At 70.4% G+C, this 21876-nt stretch carries 7 protein-coding genes; 5 read left to right on the top strand and 2 right to left on the bottom strand.

Features of this window, described 5'->3' with window-relative positions:
* Nucleotides 1-83: 83 nt before the first annotated feature.
* From B9C99_RS08015 to entS, 5 genes are all read left to right on the top strand, one after another.
* Nucleotides 84-7838, top strand: coding sequence for a non-ribosomal peptide synthetase (locus B9C99_RS08015; protein WP_088897508.1), 7755 nt, complete (start codon nt 84-86; stop codon nt 7836-7838).
* A 94-nt stretch (nt 7839-7932) separates the two neighbouring features.
* Entirely contained in the window at nt 7933-8961 is a 1029-nt protein-coding gene (locus tag B9C99_RS08010) for an ABC transporter substrate-binding protein (protein ID WP_016694768.1), read from the top strand.
* 111 nt (nt 8962-9072) lie between these two features.
* Nucleotides 9073-18309: a non-ribosomal peptide synthetase gene (locus B9C99_RS08005; RefSeq protein WP_088897507.1), complete on the top strand. Its 9237-nt coding sequence runs from the start codon at nt 9073-9075 to the stop codon at nt 18307-18309.
* A 40-nt stretch (nt 18310-18349) separates the two neighbouring features.
* Nucleotides 18350-18571, top strand: a complete 222-nt coding sequence (locus B9C99_RS08000) for a phosphopantetheine-binding protein (protein ID WP_059382429.1) — start codon at nt 18350-18352, stop codon at nt 18569-18571.
* Nucleotides 18572-18581: 10 nt separating this feature from the next.
* Nucleotides 18582-19832, top strand: a complete 1251-nt coding sequence (gene entS, locus B9C99_RS07995; protein WP_172414896.1) for an enterobactin transporter EntS — start codon at nt 18582-18584, stop codon at nt 19830-19832.
* 68 nt (nt 19833-19900) lie between these two features.
* Here entS and B9C99_RS07990 read toward each other — a convergent pair whose 3' ends face one another.
* Complete coding sequence (locus B9C99_RS07990) at nt 19901-20299, bottom strand: hypothetical protein (protein WP_085469349.1); 399 nt, start codon at nt 20297-20299, stop codon at nt 19901-19903.
* 74 nt (nt 20300-20373) lie between these two features.
* Nucleotides 20374-21807: an MDR family MFS transporter gene (locus tag B9C99_RS07985; RefSeq protein ID WP_088897506.1), complete on the bottom strand. Its 1434-nt coding sequence runs from the start codon at nt 21805-21807 to the stop codon at nt 20374-20376.
* Nucleotides 21808-21876: the final 69 nt, after the last annotated feature.

Here is a 21876-nt window from a genome sequence, read left to right as displayed (position 1 = left end):
CTGTGCCCTCCGGCGCCGCAGCGCGCACATCAGCGGATTCCGTTCCCAGCCAATCGTTTCGATCGAAGGAAAGAGGATCTCCAGTGCCCCTTGCCGGCCCGGACGCCTCACGGCTCGCCCTGTCGCGCGCACAGTCGGGCGTATGGTTCGCCCAGCAGCTGAACCCCGACAACCCGCTGTTCAACACCTCGGAGTGTATCGAACTGCGAGGCGCGGTCGACGAGGAAGCGCTGGTCACGGCGGTTTCCGCGGCGGCCTCCGAGGCCGAGGTGCTGGTCGCGGGGTTCGAGACCCTCGCCGACGGTACGGTCGTTCAGACTCCCGGTGCGCGCACGCTCGATCTCGCCCCGACCGTCGACCTCACCTCCGCGGTGGACCCCTGGCGGGCGGCCCACGAGTGGATGGCGCGCGACCTCGAACGGCCCGTCAACCTGTCGGTGGATCCGTGCGTCCGCGCCGCGGTCCTGCGACTCGCCGACGATCACGTCCTGCTCTACCTGCGTGCCCACCACATCGTCCTCGACGCCTTCGGGTTCTCGCTGTTCAACCGGCGCATCGCCGAGCGCTACACCGCCGCTGTGGCCGGCACGGAAGTTGCTGCCGCGCGGTTCGATTCGGTCGAAACGCTGATACGGGACGAATCGGACTATCGCGACTCGACCGACTTCGACGCCGACCGTGACTTCTGGAGCGCGTACCTCGACGGCGTGGACGAAGCGGTCGCCCTCCGGCCCGGCCCGGGTGGCATCGCACGACGCTCCCGTGGCGCGCGCTTCACCCTCGACGCCGACCGCCAGCGCGGTCTGGTGGCCCTGGGCAAGGAGGTCGGTGCGAGTTGGGGCGACGCGGTCACCGCGCTCGTCGCTGCCTACCTGCGCGGGGCGACCGGTCGCGAGGACCTCACACTCGGTTTCCCCGTCATGAACCGGCTCGGCAGTGCCGCACTGCGGGTGCCGATCACCGCCGTCAATGTTGTTCCGCTGCGCCTGAATCCGACTGCGTCGGCCACGCTCGTCGATCTCGTCGCGCAGGTGCGCGACGGAGTGGCGCTGTGCCGCAACCACTATCGTTACCGCACCGAGGACATCCAGCGCGACCTGCGACTGCCCACCGGATCCCGCGGCGTCATCGGCCCGTCGGTCAACGTCAAACCGTTCGGCGACTCGCTCCGGTTCGGCGACATGCGTGCGGCCGTGCACTCGATCGCCCGAGGACCCCTGCAGAACTTCATGGTCACCGTGCGGCCGCTCGACGGCAGTGCCGGACTCGAGGTGTTCGTCGACGTCGACGCCGACGTCTACAGCCAGGCGGATCTGACGATCCACACCGAGCGCCTGGAGATGCTGTTCGGTTCGGTGGCCGAACGGGATCTGCACACCCCGCTCGCGCAGGTGTCCGTCCTGACCGCCGACGAGCGGCGGACGATCCTCGACGACTGGAGCCACAGCCCGGACATCCCGTTCGACCCCGAGCTGACCCTCGTCGACCTGCTGCGGGAGAGGATCGAGGCGGCCCCCGACGCACCGGCCGCAGCGGACGCCCATGTGACGCTCACCTACGCGCAGTTCGGTGCGCGGGTGCACCGCCTGGCCCGCCACCTCGTCTCGAACTTCGATCTCGACCGGCCGCACGCACGGGTCGCCCTCGCCCTGCCCCGCACCGTCGACGCGCTGGTCGCCATCCACGCCGTCCTCGAGACCGGCGCCGCCTACGTCCCGCTCGACGTCGATCAACCCCTCGAACGCCTCGCCCACATCCTCGGCTCCACCGACCCCGTCTGCGTCCTCACCACCCGCACGACCGACGACCGGGTCGCCGAGGTGACGGGGGCGCCGCGGCGCGTCGTGCTCGAGGATCTCGACCTCGACGCCGTGTCCGACGCTCCGCTCGACGACTCGGAGCGCGATCCGCTGACACCCGACTCGATCGCCTACGTGATCCACACGTCCGGCTCCACCGGCAGACCGAAGGGTGTCGTCGTACCCCACCGCGGGCTGGTCAACCTGTTCCACAGCCACCGCGCCCAGGTGTTCACCCGTGCCGCCCGCGAGGCCGGCCGCGAATCCGTCCGCCTCGGACTGGCCTGGTCGCTCGCGTTCGACGCGTCGTGGCAGCCGCTGCTGTGGATGCTGGCCGGGCACACCGTCGACATCGTCGACGAGGCGACCCAGCGCGACCCGGCGGCACTCGCACGCCGCGCCCTCGACGAGGGATGGGATTTCGTCGAGTTCTCACCGAGCCAGCTCGAACAGTTCGTCGACGACGGCCTGTTCCCGGACGGCACCGTGCCCACCCTCGGTTTCGGCGGCGACGCCGTCTCCGAGCGGTTGTGGAGCCGCCTACGCGAACGCCGGGGCGCGGCCTTCAACTTCTACGGCCCCACCGAGTGCAGCGTCGACGTCCTCGTCGCGGAGGTCGCCGACGCCGAGACACCGGTCGTCGGCCGTCCCGTCGCGAACCTGCGCGTCCACGTCCTCGACGCGGGACTCGCGCCCGTGCCCGCCGGAACCGAAGGCGAGTTGTACGTCGCCGGGCCGGGCGTGGTCCGGGGGTATCTCGACGCACCCGCCCTCACCGCGACGAGGTTCGTCGCGAATCCGTACTCGGAGGACGCTTCCGGTCCGTACGCCCGCCTGTACCGCACCGGCGATCTCGTGCAGTGGACCGAGGACGGCCGGCTCGTCTACCGCGGCCGGGTCGACAACCAGGTCAAGGTCCGGGGATTCCGCATCGAACTCGGTGAGGTCGACGCCGCTCTGCTGCGCATCCCCGGCGTCTCCCGCGCCGCGACCGTGGTGCGCACCGATCCTTCCGGCACCGCGCAACTCGTCGGTTATCTCGTCGGTCAGGACGTGCCCGAACCGGTCGAGGCCCGCCGCCTCGTCGCCGAGTTCCTGCCCGGGTACATGGTTCCCGCGGCGCTCGTCGTCCTCGACGAGATGCCGTTGACCTCCAACGGCAAGCTCGACCGCAAGGCACTGCCCGAGCCGGACTTCTCGTCGATGGTCTCGTCCCGCGTCGCGGCGACCGAGACCGAACGGGCACTGTGTCGCATCTACGCCGAGATCCTGGGGCTCGACACGGTGGGCGCCGACGACGACTTCTTCGCCCTCGGTGGACATTCGCTCAGCGCCGCGAAGCTGCTCGCCCGGATCCGCGACGAGCTCGGTGTGGAGCTGCCGATCCGGACGGTCTTCGACCATCCGCAGGTCGTCGCGCTCGCCGTCCACTGCAGCAACGGTGCGGACACCGCCCCGGACCGGCCTGTGCTCGTCCCGCGCGGTGGGACCGATCCTGCACCCCAGTCCCTTGCTCCGCTGTCGTATGCGCAGCAGCGGTTGTGGTTCATGTACCGCATGGAAGGGCCCAGCCCGACCTACAACGTCCCCATCACCGTCGACCTGCACGGACCCGTCGATCCGGATGCTTTGCGGCACGCGGTCTCCGACGTGCTCGCACGCCACGAGAGCCTGCGCACCGTCCTCGTCGACCGCGACGGCGTGGGGATGCAGCACGTGCGCGGAACAGAAGAGATCGCAGTTCCTTTCGCGGTCGAGGCCGTCGACCGCGACGCGCTCACCGACCGCCTGCACTCCGAGGCCCGGCACGCGTTCGATCTCGAACGCGAGATCCCGTTACGGATCCGGTTGTTCACGATCGCGCCCGACGAACACGTGATGCTCGTGCTCGCCCACCACATCGCGAGCGACGAACTGTCCACGCCGCTGCTGCTGCGCGATCTCGGCAACTTCTACTCCGCGCACGTACGCGGTGACTCCCACGAGCCGGCACCGTTGCCCGTGCAGTACGCCGACTACGCGATCTGGCAACGGGAACTTCTCGGCGACCAGGGCGACGAGAACTCGCTCGCTGCACGACAACTCGCGTTCTGGCGCGAGGAGCTCGAGGGCCTCCCGGCCGAACTCGACCTTCCCGTCGACCGTCCGCGCCCGGCCGTGGCGTCCTACGCGGGTGGCGGTGTCGAGCACCGGATCCCTGCCGACCGCGCGGCGACGATCCGGGAGGCCGCCCGCACGACCGGCACCACGATGTTCATGATGGTGCACGCGGCGGTCGCGGTCGCACTGTCGCACAGCGGCGCGGGAGAGGACATCCCGCTCGGATCGCCCACCGCGGGACGGCCCGCCCCCGAGCTCGACGATCTCGTCGGCTTCTTCGTCAACATGGTGGTGCTGCGCACCGACCTCTCGGGCGACCCCACGGTGCGGGAGCTGCTCGCCCGGATCAAGGACACCGACGTCGCGGCGTACTCGCACCAGGAGGTCCCGTTCGACCGCGTCGTGGAGACACTCGACCCCGAGCGCAGCGCCGCCCGGCACCCGCTGTTCCAGGTGATGGTGCAGTACCAGAGCCCGCCCGCGATCACGGGATTCGACGAGCTGACGCCGACACCCTCGTTCGTCGCGAACGACACCGCGATGTTCGACCTCACCTTCGACGTCATCGAGGAATCCGACGGCGGTCTGTGCGTGCGCGTCGAGTACGCCCGCGACCTGTTCGACGAGTCGTCCGCCGAAGCCTTCGCCGCGCGGGTCGAGCGGGCGTTCGCTGCCGTGTGCGCCGATCCGGACGCGAGACTCTCGCAGCTCGATCTGCTCACCGCCGCCGAGCGAGAGGTGCTGCGTGCCGGTGATGCCACCGCGCTCCCGGATCCGTCCGGCCCGCGTAACCTGCCCGCACTGTTCACCCGCTCCGTGGAGCGCTACGGCGACGAGACCGCGCTGGTCACGCCGTCGAGCCGCCTGACCTTCCGCGACCTCGACGCATGGTCCGACCGGATCGCCCGTCACCTCGTCGCCGACGGGATCGGCGCCGAAGACGTCGTGGGGCTGAGTCTTCCGCGAGAGGCTGTGCTGGTCGCGGCGATCCTCGGCGTGTGGAAGTCGGGAGCGGCCTATCTGGTGCTCGACCCGGAACAGCCGGTGGAGCGGAACGACTACATGCTGCGTGACGCCGGTGTGGGTGTCGTGCTCGATGCCGATGCAGTCGGATCGATCACCGACCCCGCCCCGGACGTGCACCTGCCGGACGTGCACCCGGACACCACCGCCTATCTCGTCTACACCTCCGGCTCGACCGGCACCCCGAAGGGTGTGGTGGTGCCGCATCGCGGTGTCGTGAACCTGTGGGAGACGGTGCGCACCCGCACCGTCGGGGATCCCGCGACACGCCGCCGCACCGTGCTGCTGAGCTACACCTTCGCGTTCGACTCGTCCGTCGAACCCCTCCTCGCGATGCTGGGCGGCCACACCGTGCACGTGCTCGCCGAGGACCTCATGGCCGATGTCGAGGGCATCGTCCGGTACGTCCGGGAACACCGCATCGACGCACTCGACTGCGGTCCGGTGCTCGCCGGTCGCCTGCTCGCCGAGGGACTCCTCGACCCCACCGCGCCGCACCGTCCCGAGTCGATGGTGCTCGGCGGCGAAGCCGTCCCGGGTGAGCTGTGGTCACGGCTCGCCGCGGAAACCGATGTGCGCGTGAGCAACATGTACGGTCCGACGGAATGCACCGTCGACGCGACCGGCGTCGTGCTCACCCCGGGAAGCGCCCCGAACATCGGAACGCCGATCCACGGCGGCCGGGTCCACGTCCTCGACGCATATCTGCGGCAGGTGCCCCCGGGCGTGCCCGGCGAACTGTACGTCGGTGGCCCGCACGTCACCCGCGGCTATCTCGGCCGGAGCGCGCAGACCGCGGGACGGTTCGTGGCCGACCCCTTCGGCACCGACGGCGAGCGCCTGTACCGCACCGGCGATCTGGTGCGCTGGAGGATCTCCGAGAACAACGGGCCGGTGCTCGACTACCTCGGCCGGACCGACGACCAGGTGAAGATCCGCGGCTTCCGCATCGAACTCGGCGAGATCGAGACCGTGCTCGGCAGCCATCCCGCGGTGAGTGCCGCGGCGGTCGTGGTCCGCGAGGACGAACCGGGACGCAAACGGCTCGTCGCCTACGCGGCCGGAACGACGGATCCCGACACCCTCCGGACGTACGTCGCCGACCGGCTGCCCGACCACATGGTTCCCGCCGTCACGGTCGTGCTCGACGAACTGCCGGTCACCCGTAACGGAAAGATCGACCGCAGAGCACTTCCCGAGCCGGCCTTCACCCCGTCCGCCGAGAGTCGGCTGCCGGCGGACGAACTCGAACAGCGCCTGTGCGAGCTGACGGCGGGTGTGCTCGGACTCGACGCCGTAGGCCCCGACGACGACTTCTTCGCTCTCGGCGGCGATTCGATCGTGTCCATCCAGTTGGTGTCCGCAGCGCGCGCCGCCGGGATCCGCTTCACCGCCCGGCACGTCTTCGAACACCGCAGCCCGGCTGGACTCGCCCGTGTCGCGGAGATCGAGGACGGGCCCGGGACGGTCGACGTCGAGGCGGCGCTCGGGGAGGTCCCGGCGACCCCGATCGTCCACGACATGCTCGACCGCGGTGGACCGTACGCCCGTTACGCGCAGTCGCGCCTGCTCCTCGCGCCCGCAGGGCTGACGCTCGACCGGCTGACCGACGGCGTCCAGGCCCTGCTCGACACGCACGACGCGCTGCGGGCCGTCTTCGACCCGCAGGCACGGGTGCTCGACGTCCGCCCGGTCGGATCCGTCGACGCCGCCGATGTCGTGACCCGCGTGGACGTCTCGGGTTCGGCCGACCTGCAGGACGCGATCGTCGCCGCGACCGGGACCGCCTACGCCGAACTCGATCCCGCCGCGGGCGCGCTCGTGCGCGTGATCTTCTTCGACGCCGGTCCCGACGCGCCGGGGCGGGTGTTCGTCGCGGTGCACCACCTCGTCGTCGACGGTGTGTCGTGGCGGATCCTGGTGCCCGACCTCGCCGGTGCGGTCGACGGTGTCGCCCCGGTCCGCGCGGGTACGTCGCTGCGCCGCTGGGCGCGGGGACTGCTCGACGGGGTGCCGGCGCGCAGATCAGAACTGTCGCTGTGGCGGCGGATCCTTGCCCCGGCGGGACGCGTGCGTCTGGCGTCCGGGGATCCGGATCCCGTGCGGCACACCATGGCGGACACCGCGAAGGTGCAGGTCGAAGTTCCGTCCGAACTCACCGATGCGCTGCTCACCACCGTGCCCGAGCGGTTCCACGCCGGCGTCGAGGACGTCCTGCTCACGGCTCTGGCGTTGGCGTCCGCGCGGGTGTGTGGCGACGGGGCGGTCGCGGTCGACCTCGAAGGACACGGCCGGGAGGAACAGGCCGTTCCGGGGGCGGATCTGTCGCGCACGGTGGGCTGGTTCACCACGCTCTATCCGGTGCGCCTGGACGTCGCGGGACTCGACGTCGCCGACGCGTACGCCGGGGGAGCGAGCGCTGGTGACGCTCTGAAACGCGTGAAGGAACAGCTGCGGGAGATACCCGACAGCGGAATCGGATTCGGGATGCTGCGGCATCTCGACCCCGTGGGCGGCCCGGAACTCGCGAGCGTCGGCTCGGTGGACATCGGCTTCAACTATCTCGGCCGGTTCACGCTGGGCGAGACGGAAGGTCAGGCGTGGGCCGGTGCCCCGGAGGGTTCGGCACTCGGTGGGGCCACCGAAGCCGATATGCCCGTGGCGCACGCCGTCGAGATCGGTGTGCTCACCGACGATTCCGGCGCCGAGCCGGTGCTGCGCGGAATGTTCGGGTACAGCCCCGATCTCGTTCGGGTGGAGACGGTATCGGCGTTGGCCGACGAGTGGGTCGCGGCGCTGCGTGCGCTCGCCGGGCACGCGTCGGATGAGGACGCGGGCGGGTTCACACCGTCCGACCTCACGCTCGACGACCTCGACCAGTCGGAGATCGACGATTTCGCGCTCGAATTCGGCTGAGGGTGGAGCGCTTGGCGGGGCGGTCTCTTTCGGTTAGCCTAACCAATCGTGACCGGGGCAACGCGCCCCGGCGAGAGACTCTGGGAGTACAACGATGCGCGTTCTGGAACGCAAGCGCGCGCGGGGCGCCGCGGCGCTCGGCGCGGCAGCTCTGCTGGCCGTCGGACTTGTGGGATGTTCGAGCGACGGCGACAGCAGCAGCGCGGAGAGCGGCACCGACTCCGCCGCGACGCGCACCTTCGAAGCGCAGAACGGCAGCATCGAGATCCCGGCCGACCCGCAGCGGATCGTGTCCTGCGGCTACGCGACCCTCCCGCTCATCCAGGCCGGCGCGAATCTGGCCGCCGTGTGCGAGTGGAGCCGCGAGCTCGACAACATGGACGAGGAAACCCTCGCCGCCTACGAGGCGCTGCCGAAGGTCGCTCCCGACGGTGCCGTCTCGGAACTCAACTACGAGGCCGTCACCGCCGCCGATCCCGACCTCATCATCATGGGCGTCCCGGCCCGCGTGCAGGAGCAGGTCGACGTGGCCAAGCTCGAGGCGCTCGCCCCGGTGGTCTTCGTCGGACTCACGGTTCCGGGCGAGTGGCGTGAACTCGGTGAGCAGTACGCCGATGCCGCGAACGTCAGCGACTCCTACGGGGAGTTCAAGGAGGAGTACGAGACTCGCGCCGCCGAGATCGCCGACAAGTACGCCGGCTCGCTCGGGGGCCTGAAGTTCGCCGGCGTCTGCGGTGTGTGCGGTACCGAGCCCGGTGAGTTCTCCCGCGAGTACGCCTCGTCGTACACCACCAACCTGTTCGACGATCTCGGACTCGACTTCTACGGTGAGCCGACCGATCCCGAAGAGGTTCACTCCGAGTACCTGTCGGTCGAGCAGCTGCCCGAGAACCTCGGCGAGGCCGACGTGATCGTCTACGGTGTCGAGGCCGACGGTTCGCTGCCGCCCGAGCTGGAGGAACTGTTCGCCTCCCCGCTGTGGCAGGATCTGCCCGCAGTGAAGGCCGGCAACCTCGTCGCCGTCAGGCACTCCAGTGCAGCGACCTACGAAACCGCTCTGCTGGCACTCGATTCCATCGATGCCGAGTTGGCGAAGCTTCCTGCGAACCAGAACCAGGAGTAGTCGCCGCTGCGGGCCCGTCCCGCACCACCGACCGAACGGCCCCCGACGTCCCGACGCGGGGGCCGTTCGTCGTTCGTGCCCGAATTGACCGTCTTACAACGAAAGCGACAGATGACCCGTTCCACTGCGCTCGAAGACATCGTTCCGCTCTCGCCGCTGCAACAGGGCCTGCTCTACCTGAGTACCGTTGCGGCACCGACCGGCTCGGTATCCGACGACACGGGTACGGGCGACCCCGACGCCTACACCGTGCAATCGGTGATACGGCTGTCGGGCGCGGTCGACGAGGGGCGGATGGCGGCCTCCGCCCAGGCGCTGCTCGACCGTCATCCGGCGCTGCGCACGTGCTTCCGTCCCCGAAAGGACGGCCGTACGGCGGGTCTCGTCGTGTCGGGCGTGGAGAATCCCTGGCGTAGCGAGGATCTGTCGGGTCTCGAACGCGCCGAGGCGGAACGCCGGCTCGAGCAGATCGTCAAGGACGACCTGCACGACTGGTTCGACCTCACGCAACCGCCGCTCGTGCGCTGGACCTTCGTGCGGTTCGGCGCCGACGAGGTGCGCCTGCTGCTCACCGCCCACCACATCGTCGTCGACGGCTGGTCGTCCCCGATCCTGGTACGCGAGCTGCTCGAGATCTACGCCGCCGGGGGATCGGCGTCGGGTCTGCCGTCCGTACGCCCCTACCGCGACTACCTCGCATGGCTCGGGCGCCAGGACCACGAGGCCGCCCGGTCGCTGTGGCGCGAGGCGCTCGACGGTGTGAGCGAACCGTCGCTCGTGGCACCGCCGGGCGCGACCCGCTCGTCGGAACGCTGCGGCGAACTCGACGTGCCGGTCCCCGACGGGCTCGGCGCGAAACTCGCGGAGCTCACCCGCGCAAGCGGGGTCACCCTCAACACGGTGCTGCAGACCGCGTGGGCGATGCTCCTGTCCGGTCTGCTCGGCCGCGACGACATCGTCTTCGGCGCGACGGTCTCCGGCCGCCCGCCGGAACTCGTCGGCGTGGAATCGATGGTCGGGCTGTTCATCAACACCGTGCCGGTGCGGGTGCGGCTCGATCCCGCCGCGACCGTCACCGACCTGATGCGACGCGTACAGCTCGAGCAGTCGCGCACCGTCGACCACCAGTATCTGGGCCTGTCCGACGTGCAGCGCGCCGTCGGGATCGGTGAACTGTTCGACACCCTCACCGTGTTCGAGAGCTACCCCGTCGACCGCGACGCCCTCGAGCGAGCCCAGCGCGCCGGGGGAGTGACGATCACCGGCGTCGACGGACGCGACGCCACCAACTATCCGCTGGTCCTCACGGCCGGCATGTCCGACCGGCTCGTCGTCAAGCTCGACCACCGTCCGTCGCTGATCGACGCGGACGAGGCCGCCGCCCTGGGTGCCCGCCTCGTCGCGATCCTCGAGGCCCTGTGTACCCGACCCGATGCGCCTGTCGCCGACCTCGACGTCCTGCCGTCCTCGGAACGGGAACGCGTACTGGGTACCTGGTCCACCGCACCCGCGGTGCCGTCGAGCGGCACCGTCGCCGACCTGCTCGCGCACCGGTTCACCACCGGCACCGACCGACCCGCAGTGGTGTGTGGTGAGCAGGAATCGTCCTTCGGTGAACTCGGCGCGGCCTCGGCACGACTGGCGAGACTGCTCGTCGACCGCGGCGTGCGGCCCGACGAGCGGGTCGGTCTCGCGCTTCCCCGGACCGGCGCCATGGTCGACGCGATCGTCGCCGTCCTCACCTCCGGAGGCGCCTACCTGCCGCTCGACCCGTCCTATCCCGCCGACCGGCTGAAGCACATGATCACCGACGCCGCACCGCGACTGGTGATCACCACCGAAGCCGTGCGCGCGAGCCTCGGCGACGTGCTCGACGGGGCCGATGTGCTGGTCCTCGACGCCCCGGACGTCGAGTCCGCACTGTCGGCGTTGTCGTCCGCTCCGCTCACGGATGCGGACCGGCGCGCTCCGCTCCGTCCCGGTCATCTGGCCTACGTCGTCTACACCTCCGGTTCCACGGGCCTGCCGAAGGGCGTGGCCGTCACGCACGCCAATCTCGCCGACCTGCACGCCGCACAGGCCGCCGGGCCCATGCAGGCCGCCGGTCGTGCGCCGCGCGACGGGCAGTGGCACGTCCTGCTCACCTACCCGTTCGCCTTCGACTCGGCGGTCGCTGCGCTCACCTGGCTCTTCGAAGGCCATGTGCTGCACGTTCTTCCCGACGAGTACCGCGCCGACGTCGACCACATCGTCGACTACGTGCGCACCCACGGCATCGACTACGTCGACACCGTGCCCGTGCTCATGAACCGCCTGCTCGACGCCGGTCTCCTCGAACCCGGCGGGCACGTCCCCGCGACCGTCACCGTGGGCGGCGAAGCGGTGAGCACCGCCCTGTGGCAGCGCCTCGCCGCGAGCGACGTGATGGCGACGAACTGCTACGGACCCACCGAATGCACCGTCGACGCGACCTCCGCACGCATCACCGGGGACACCGTGACGATCGGCGGTCCCACCCCCGGGACGAGCGTGCGGGTCCTGGATCACTGGCTGCGTCCCGTGCCCATCGGAGTGGCCGGTGAACTGTACGTCTCCGGAAACGGCGTCACCCGAGGCTATCTCGACCGGCACGACCTGACCGCGGCACGCTTCGTCGCCGATCCGCACGGGCCGGCGGGTGCCCGCATGTACCGCACCGGCGACGTCGTGCGCTGGACGGACGACGGCACACTCGAATACGTCGGCCGCGACGACGACCAGGTCAAGATCCGAGGATTCCGAGTGGAAACCGGCGAGATCGAGACCGCGCTCACCGCGCATCCGGCCGTGCGGAACGCCGTGGTGGTCGCGCACACCGACGACCGGGGGACCACCCGCCTCGTCGGGTACATCGTCGGCGACGGACCCGACACCGCCGAGGTGCGGACCGCGCTCGCCGACCGACTGCCGGACTACATGGTGCCGGCCGTGCTCGTCGCTCTTCCCGCCCTTCCGGTCACGGCCAACGGCAAGGTCGACCGGAAGGCGTTGCCCGAACCCGACTTCTCGTCCCTCGCAGGTGCCGGCGAACCGCGCACCGAGACCGAGCGGACGCTGTGCGCCACCATCGCAGACGTCCTCGGTCTCGACCGCGTGGGTGTCCACGACGACTTCTTCACCCTCGGCGGCGATTCGATCGTCTCCATCCAGCTGGTGTCGCGCGTGCGCGCGGCCGGGCTGCGCGTGACGGCCCGTCAGGTCTTCGAACTGCGCACCGCAGCCGCACTCGCCGCAGCGTGCGAGGCACCCGCCGAGGAACCCCGGCGAGCCCGGACGGCGGCGACCGGTCCGGTGCCCGTCACGCCGATCGTGCACGAATCCCTCGCATCCGGATCGTTCGACTCGCTGCGCCGATTCACCCAGTCCCGGACGCTCGTCGCCCCCGTCGGTCTGCGGGAGGCGGATCTCGTCACGGGCGTGCGGGCGCTGCTCGCGGCCCACCCGATGCTGCGCTCGCGGTTCACCGTCGGCGACTCCCGGCCGTCGTGGATCGTGCCCGAGGACACCCCGGAGGCCGCGACGCTCGTCCGGCGAGTGGATCTCTCGACTACAGAACAAATTTCGTGGAACGACATCATCGCCGAAGCGTCGTCGGACGCCGTCCACGCACTCGACCCCGAAGCCGGGGTCATGCTCCGCGTGGTTTTCCTCGACCCGGGACCACAGCAGGCCGGACGCATCGTCGTCGTCGCGCACCACCTCGTCGTCGACGGCGTGTCGTGGCGGATCCTGGTGCCCGACCTCGCCGGTGCCGTCTCCGCGGCCACCCGCGGGGAGACACCCGCGCCGGAGGACACCGGGACGTCCTTCCGGGAGTGGGCGGAATCGCTCGTCGAAGCGGCTTCGTCCGAGCGGATCACCGGATCGTGGCCGATATGGGAATCGGCGGTCGCCGCCGAGAGTGCGCCCGCGGTGGGAAGCCGCGCCCTGGACCCACAGCGCGACATCGTGTCGACCTCGGCGTCCGTCGAGATCGACGTGCCGATCGACGTCACCGAACGCATCCTCACCACCGTGCCGTCCGCCCTCGGTATCGGCACCGGCGACGTGCTGCTCGCAGCCCTCGCACTCGCCGTCACCGACGTCTGCGGCGGATCCGCCGTGCGAGTGCATCTCGAGGGTCACGGCCGCGAAGAACAGGTCGTGCCCGGCGCCGACCTGTCGCGCACCGTGGGATGGTTCACCTCCCTGTACCCCGTGACGGTCGAACTCGGTGGAGACCGTGCGCTCGACGGCGATGATCCGCTCCGGGCCGTCGCCCACGCGACCGAGTCGCTGAAGCGGATCCCCGACAACGGAATCGGATTCGGTCTCCTGCGCTTCCTCGGCGACGACCGCGACCGCTTCGCCGGCTACCGGGCCCCGGAGGTGATGTTCAACTACCTCGGCCGCATGACCCTCGGCGACACCGCCGACGCCGCGTGGTCGGCCGCACCGGAGGTGGCCGCGCTCGGCGGTTCCGTCGACCCGGCCATGCCCCTCGACCACGTCCTCGACGTCAACGCCATCACGGAGGACGGACCGGACGGACCTGCGCTGTCGGCGGTGTTCACCTACGCCACCGGTGCGCTCGACGCCGATCGCACCCGCCGGATCGGGCAACGCTGGCTCGCGGCACTGCGCCTCCTCACCGACACGGTCGCAGATGGCGTTGCCGGTGCCCCCGTGCCGTCGATGCTCACCGCGTCCGGGCTGTCCGTCGACGAGGTGCTCGTGCTGCACGCCGAGAATCCGGACGGCATCGAGGACGTCGTGCCGCTGACCCCCCTGCAGCGCGGCATGTACTTCCTGGCCGGACTGGACGAGCCGTCGGGATCGGGCAGTGTCGCCGAGGGTGTCGATGTCTACACGATGCAGACCGACCTCGCCCTCGACGGTCGCGTCGACGCCCGAACGATGCAGCGCTCGGTGCGTGCACTCGTCGATCGGCACGCCGTGCTGCGCACCGGATATCGACTCGGCGCAGCGGGCGAACCGATCGGCGTCGTCCGTCGTACCGCCGAACCGCGCTGGGAGGTCGTCGATCTCGGGGACGTCGAGCCCGGCGAACTCGACACGCGGGTGGCGGAACTGCTCGCCACCGACCGCGACCGCAGGTTCGATCTCTCGGCCGCACCGCTGGTGCGCTTCACGCTGGTGGTCGCGGGACCGTCGCGCGCGCGACTGCTGTTCACGATGCACCACCTCGTCTCCGACGGCTGGTCCACCCCGCTGCTCGTGCAGGAACTCCTGCAGATCTACGCCGCCGGCGGATCCGCCGCCGGACTCGCACCCGTCGCGCCGTTCTCGGACTACCTCGACTGGCTCGGCGAACAGGACGTCGCGGCCGGTGTCGAGGTGTGGCGCGAGTTGCTCGACGGTGTGGACGAACCCACCCTCGTCGCGCCGTCCGGCACGGCGCTGCGACCGGAGTTCCCCGCCGAACTGACGCTCGCCGTGCCGGACGGATTGTCGCGGCGACTCGTCGAGGCGAGCCGCGCACAGGGCGTCACGGTCAACGGACTCGTCCGGACCGCCTGGGGTCTTCTCGTCGGATCGATCACCGGCAGAACCGATGTCGTCTTCGGTGCGATCGTCTCCGGGCGCGTCCCCGACGTGCCGGGCGTGGAATCGATGATCGGCCTGTTCATCAACACCGTCCCGGTGCGCGTCCGCACGCAGGCGGAGGAGTCGATCACCGATCTCGTCACGCGCACGCACGCCACACAGAACCGTGTGATGGACCACCAGTACGTGGGTCTCGCCGACATCCAGCGTGCCGTCGGGGTCGGCGAACTGTTCGACACCCTGCTCGTCTTCGAGAACTATCCCGTCGACCGCGACGCCCTCGGCGCGGCGCAGCGGGACGGTGGCGTGCGGGTCGGCTCCGTCGGAGGCTCGGACGCCACGAATTTCCCGCTCGTGCTGGTCGCGGGACTGGAGGACGAACTGCATCTCGGCCTCGAATACCGGACCGATCTGTTCACCCAGGACGACGCCACCGCACTGGGGGAGAGGCTCGTTCGCATCCTCGATCAGCTCGTCACCGAGAAGCCCGGCACCGTGGCGCAACTCGATGTGCTCACGGCCGCCGAACGCGCCGGTCTGCGCAGCGAGTGGTCGACGACCCCCGCGGCACCGTCGAGCGGAGCGGCGACCGTCGCCGATCTCCTGGCACGGCAGATCGCACGTACCCCGCACGCACCCGCGGTGGTCGCCGACGGCACGACACTGTCGTTCGCGGAACTGGGCGGGCGATCCGCGCAACTCGCGCGGCTTCTCGTCGACGCCGGGGTCGGGCCGGAGACGGTCGTGGGGCTCGCGTTGCCGCGGTCCGAGCACATGGTCGTCGCGATCGCGGCGGCGATCTCGTCGGGTGGCGTGTACGTACCGATGGATCCGTCCTATCCACAGGATCGACTGGCGCACATGGTGTCCGATTCGCGTCCGCAGGTGATCGTCACGGTAGCTTCGGTTCTCGACGGCATCGCACCCGTCGCCGGTGACATGCGGATCGTGGTGCTCGACGATCCCGACCTGCCGCTCGACGGATTCTCCACCGCCCCACTGACGGACGCCGACCGGCGCGGTGCGCTGCGCCCGCACAACGGCGTGTACGTCATCTACACGTCCGGTTCGACGGGGCTGCCGAAGGGTGTCGCGATCACGCACGCGAACCTGCTCAACCTGTTCGAGAGCCACCGCGCGGATCTCTACGTCCCGACCGTCGCGGCCGCCGGACGCGACTCCGTCGGCGTCGGGCACGCATGGTCGTTCGGTTTCGACGCCTCGTGGCAGCCGACCCTGTGGTTGCTCGACGGACACACGGTGCACGTCTTCGACGAGGACACCATGCGTGATCCCGAACGGATGGTCGCGTACACGCTCGAACACGAACTCGACTTCCTCGAGGTCACCCCGTCCTTCCTCGACCGCATGCTCGCGGCGGGACTGTACGAAAGCGGACACCGCCCCGCCTCCGTGGGATTCGGTGGCGAGGCCGTCAATCCGGCGTCGTGGCAGCGACTGCGGGAGCTCACGGACGGGCGGGCCTTCAACCTCTACGGCCCCACCGAATGCACCGTGGACTCGCTCATCGGGTCGGTCACCGATGCGGACACACCGTGCCTCGGCCGGGCGGTACACGGTGCCGGCGCCTACGTCCTCGACGCGATGCTCCGGCCCGTGCCGATGGGGGTGGTCGGCGAACTGTACGTCTCCGGTGCCGGCGTCGCCCGCGGATATCTCGGCCGGCCCGACCTCACGACGGTCCGGTTCGTGCCGAATCCCTTCGCCGACGACGGCAGTCGCATGTACCGCACCGGCGACCTCGTCCGGCGGGTCCGCGGTGCCGACGGCCGGCCCGTGCTCGAATTCCTCGGGCGCGGCGACGACCAGGTCAAGATCCGCGGCTTCCGGGTCGAACTCGGCGAGGTGGAGGCCGCGCTGACCGCGGTGCGTGGCGTGCGGGTCGCGGTCGTGAACGCGCACACCGACACTCGTGGAGTGACGCGTCTGGTCGGCTACGTGACCCCGGACGGCGACGTCGATCCGGCGGTCGTTCGTGCCACCGTCGCCGAGCGCCTGCCCGACTACATGGTGCCCGCCGTGGTGCTCGTGCTCGACACCTTCCCCGTCACCGCCAACGGCAAGGTCGACCGGAAGGCGTTGCCCGAACCGGACTTCTCGTCGCTGGTCGGCACCAGTGCACCGCGCACCGGCACCGAGCGGGTCCTGGCCGGACTCGTCGCGGACGTGCTCGGACTCGAACGGGTGGGCATCGACGACGACTTCTTCTCCCTCGGCGGCGACTCGATCGTCTCGATCCAGCTCGTGTCGAAGGTCCGGGCAGAAGGACTGTGGATCACGACCCGTCAGGTGATCGAACTGCGCACCGTCGAGGCACTCGCGGCTGCGATCGACAGCGTCAGCGGGCAGACCCGTCCGGCAGCCGTCGGCGACGCTACGGGCGAGGTGACCGTCACGCCGATCGTGTGGGACACCCTCGAACAGTGGACGGGTCTGTCCCGGTTCTCGCAGGCGCGACTGCTCGTCGCGCCGGTCGGGCTCACGCTCGACACCCTGCGGACCGCGATCGAGGCGCTCGTGACCGCCCATCCGATGCTGCGCTCGGCCTTCCGGGTCGACGACGAAGGCCGGCCGTCGTGGACGGTCCCCGAGACCGTGCCCGACCTCACCGGGTCCGTGCGACGCGTCGACGCCACGGGCCGGGACTGGGACGAGTTGTTCGACGAGGAACGTGAGAACGCCTACGCGGCACTCGATCCCGAGAACGGGATGATGGTGCAGGTCGTGTGGTTCGACTTCGGGCCGCAGCAGGCCGGACGCGTCCTGATCGTCGTGAACCACCTCGTGGTGGACGGCGTGTCGTGGCGGATCCTCGTCCCCGACCTCGCCGACGCCGTCGAACAGGCCGAGCGTGGAGAGTCGGTGACCCTGTCGTCGAGCGGCACACCCTTCCGGGTGTGGGCGGACGAACTCGCGAAGGCCGCCCGCTCGGAGCGGATCACCGCGTCGTGGTCGGCCTGGCAGCGCGCCGTCGACGCCGACGAACCGATGCTCGGTTCGCGCCCGCTCGACCCGGCACGCGACACCGTCTTCTCGACCCGGTCGACCCGCGTGCACCTGCCCGTCGACGTCACCGAACGGGTCCTGGCCGCGGACGTCGTCGACGACATCCTGCTCTCGGCCCTCGCCGTCGCGGTGGCATCGGTCCGGGGCGGCGACCAGGTCCGCATCGACCTCGAGGGACACGGCCGCGAGGAGCAGGTGGTCCCCGGTGCCGACCTGTCGCGCACCGTCGGCTGGTTCACGTCGATGTATCCGGTGACGGTGGATCTGTCGGAGGTCGACGTGGCGTCCGCGTCCCGGGACACCGACGCCGCGGGCGCGGCGCTGCGCGCGGTGGCACGCGCGTCGCGGGAACGACCCGACAACGGCATCGGCTTCGGCCTGCTGCGTCGACTGAACCCGGACTTCGGCCACCGCTTCGCCCGGTACGTGCCGCCGGCCGTCGTCTTCAACTACCTCGGCCGGCTCACGCTCGGCGAGGCATCCGGCAGCCCGTGGTCGGGCGCACCGGGCGCCGCCGCGATCGGCGGGTCGGTGGATCCGGACATGCCGCTCGACCACGTCCTGCAGGTGGACGCGATCACCGAGGACACCCCGGACGGCGCGGTTCTGGAATGCGAGTTCGCCGCCGCAGCGGACGTGGTCGATGCGGACACGCTCGCCGAGATCGCGCGGATCTGGCAGGACACGGTGCAGGTCGTCGTCGCCGCGAGAGAACTGACGGGCACCGCTCGATAGAGCGCAACCCGCCTGCACACATCGAAAGAAGGAGAACACCATGCTCGATCGCACTACCGTCCTCGCCGACACCGCCCGGATCCTGGACATCGACGTCGACGAACTCGACCCCTCGGCGAGCCTCGTCGACCAGGGCCTCGACTCCGTCCGGCTGATGGCCCTCGTGGAACAGTGGCGCAGCGCCGGCGTCGAGGTCGACTTCGTGGACCTCGCCTCGGCTCCCGACCTCGAGCAGTGGATCGCGCTGCTCACCCGCGGATGAGCGGGTGATCGTGGCCGTCTTCGAGAAGCTCTTCATCGACCTCGACCCGCTGCGGACCAGCCGCGAGTTCCGGTACCTGTTCACCGCACGCGTCGTCTCGCTGTTCGGTCTCGGTTTCCTCATCGTGGCCGTGCCCGTGCAGGTGTATCAGCTCACCGGCTCGACGGCGCAGGTCGCTGCCGTGTCCGCGGTGATCGGTGTGACCACCTTCGGGGCCACCTTCGCGGGCGGGGTGCTCGCCGACCGGTACGACCGGCGGAACGTCATCGCCCTCGCCCGCGGCACCGCGGGCGTCGCCTTCGCGCTGCTGGCGATCAACGCGTTCCTGCCCGAACCGCAGATGTGGGCGATCTACGTGCTCGCCGTCGTCGACGGCATCGCGGGCGGGATCTCGGCGACCGCACTCATGGCCGTCACCCCCAGCCTGATCCCGCGCGACAAGCTCGCCGCGGCCGGTGCGCTCATGGCGCTCACCGCCGATCTCGGCTCCATGATCGGCCCGGCGCTCGGCGGTGTCGTCATCGCCGCCGGTGGTGTGGGTGTGGCCTACGCGCTCGCGGCGTTCACCACCGCGATCACCACCTTCTGCATCACCCGCCTGCCGTCGCTGCCCCCGACGCATGTCGCGGAGGAATCACCGCTGAAGTCGGTGGTCTCGGGCTTCCGGTACGCGGCACACAACCGCGTGGTGGGGCAGGTGCTGATCGTCGGGTTCCTCGCGATGCTGCTCTCCGGCTGGGCCGTGCTGATCCCGGAGTTCGCCGACGAGGTGCTCGGCGTCGGACCGTCGGTGGTCGGCCTGCTCTACACCGCGCCCGCAGTCGGAGCCGTGATCGGCTCGCTGACCAGCGGCTGGACCGGATCGATCCGCCGGTACGGGCTGGTGGTCTACCTGCTCATGGCGGTCTCCGCAGCCGGTCTGGTGGGTGCCGGCGCGACCGGGGTCCTCGCCGTCGTGCTGCTCGGCCTCGCCGCGCACGGTTTCGGCGACTCGCTCGCGGACGTCGTGCGGTACGCGACCGTCCAGCGCAACACCTCCGACGAGTACCGCGGACGGATCGCGGCCGTGTGGGGGGCGCAGGTGACGGCCGGTACCTCCGTCGGCGCGGTCGCGGCGGGCGTCGTGGCTTCGCTGGTGCCGATCTCGATGGCCCTGACCGTCTACGGCGTGGCCGGTGTGGTGATCATCGCGATCATGTTCGTCGCGACCCCGACGCTGCGGCGGTTCGAGGACGCGGGCGATCTCGAAGCTGTGGGCTGACCTGCGGGTCGACGAGCGGGGCCGGGGTGAACCCCGGCCCCGCCTTCGCGTCGATCAGCGCCTTCGCGTCATACCCGTCCGTCGCGCGCCCAGGCCTCCACGGCCGAATACCCTTCGCTGACGCCCTGGGTGTAGGCGACGAGCGCGCCGTACAACCGGGATCCCTCGGTGGCGAGCTCGATGGTGCCCACCCAGTCGGCAGCGCGTGCCATGACATGCGCGGAGATGTCCTGCCGGTCGCGGGTCGCGGACGACACGATCCGGAACGCCTCGTCGGCGATCCGGAAGGTCTCGGCGACACCGCGCCAGAAGTACTCCGCGTCCATGGCAGAGCGCAGCGACTCGTAATCCGTCGTGTCCTGCATCGCCGTGGCGTGTGCCAGTCGCTGCAGAGCATGCTCCGCAGCCCCGACGGGGAAGTACGTCACGTCGTCGATGGTGTCCTTGCCGCCGCTTGTCGTTCTCACCGCAGAGATGGTGCCCGATCTCGAGCGAATACGAAACAGCGCGTAGGTAACGGTATAGGCACGCGGCGTGTCGCCTACCCGGCCGCCGCCGGACGGTTCGGGATCAGGCACACGCACGACACCAGCAGGGCGGTGCACACCAGAACGGCGACGAACACCGGCGCCACGGACGCCGCCAACTGCGCCGCATCGGGAGCCCCCATCGTGGTCTCGTCCGCTGCCGCACCACCGAGGGCGGCATTGGCGAGCGCACCGAAGACCGCCACTCCGACCGCGCTGCCGATCGCGCGGGCGAAGGCGTTCGCGCCCGTGACGACGCCCCGCTCGGACCACTCGACGCTCGACTGCGCCGCGATCAGCGACGGGCTGGCGATCAACCCCATCCCGAGACCCACGAGCACGCAGCAGACCGCGACCTGCCAGGGAGCCGAATCCTTCCCGACCTGCGTCAGCAGTGCCGCACCGCAGAGCAGCGGCACCGCACCCACCAGGCCGGTGTTGCGGAAACCGATCCGCAGGTAGAACCGGCCCGACTGCGACGCGGCGATCGGCCAGCCGATCGTCATCGTCGCCAGCGTGAAGCCCGCGACGAGCGCCGTGGTCCCCAGTGCTCCCTGCACGAACGACGGAACGTACGAGGTCAGGCCCAGCACGACCGCGCCCACCAGACACGACACGGCGCTGGTGGTGACGAGCACCCGCCGGGTGAACAGGCGGATCGGCAGGATCGGCTCGGCCGCGCGGGACTCGATCCACACGAACACCGCGATCAGCGTCGCGCCCGCGGCGAAGATGCCGATGCTCGTCGCCGACGTCCACGCCCACGACTGGCCGCCCTCGAGCAGCCCGAGGATCAACAGGGCGGCGCCCGCCGCGAGGGTCGCCGCGCCGGCCCAGTCCACCCGCGGTCGTGGTCCGGCCGGTTTCTCCTCGCGGAAGTTGCGGACGAGCACCCACGCCGCGAGGGCGCACAACGGCAGGTTGACCCAGAAGATCCACCGCCACGACAGGAAGTCGGCGAAGATGCCTCCCACGGCCGGGCCGACCACCGCCGACATGCCCCACACGCTGGCCAGATAGCCCTGCGCCTTGGCCCGCTCGGCGACCGTGTAGATGTCCCCGGCGATCGTCTGCGCCATCGGCAGCACGGCACCGGCGCCGAGTCCCTGCACCGCGCGGAACGCGATCAGCGCCGGCATGCTCCACGCCAGCGCGCACAGCACCGAGCCCGCCGCGAACACCCCGATCCCGAACAACAGGAGCGGAGTGCGGCCGAAGACGTCGGAGAGTTTGCCGTAGACCGGGACGAGCACCGCCTGCGTGAGCAGGTAGGCGGAGAACAACCACGGGAACTGGGTGAAGCCGCCCAGGTCCGCGACGATCGTCGGGACCGCGGTGGCCAGGATCGTGCTCTCGAGCGCCACGAGGGAGGTGGCGAGCATCAGAGCGATGAGGATCGGGCCCCGCTCGGACCTGAACCCGACGTCCACCCGCGACGATGCGGCCATGCCACTCCTGTTCTCGCTCGCGTCGCTGCTCCGTCGTGCTGTGACCGAGTGGGATATCCGCCACGGGTT

It is taken from the genome of Rhodococcus sp. BUPNP1 (assembly GCF_002215235.1).
Lineage (GTDB): Bacteria > Actinomycetota > Actinomycetes > Mycobacteriales > Mycobacteriaceae > Rhodococcus.
The sequence above is the reverse complement of the archived record's forward strand: the minus strand, read 5'-3'. Positions and strand labels throughout refer to the sequence as shown.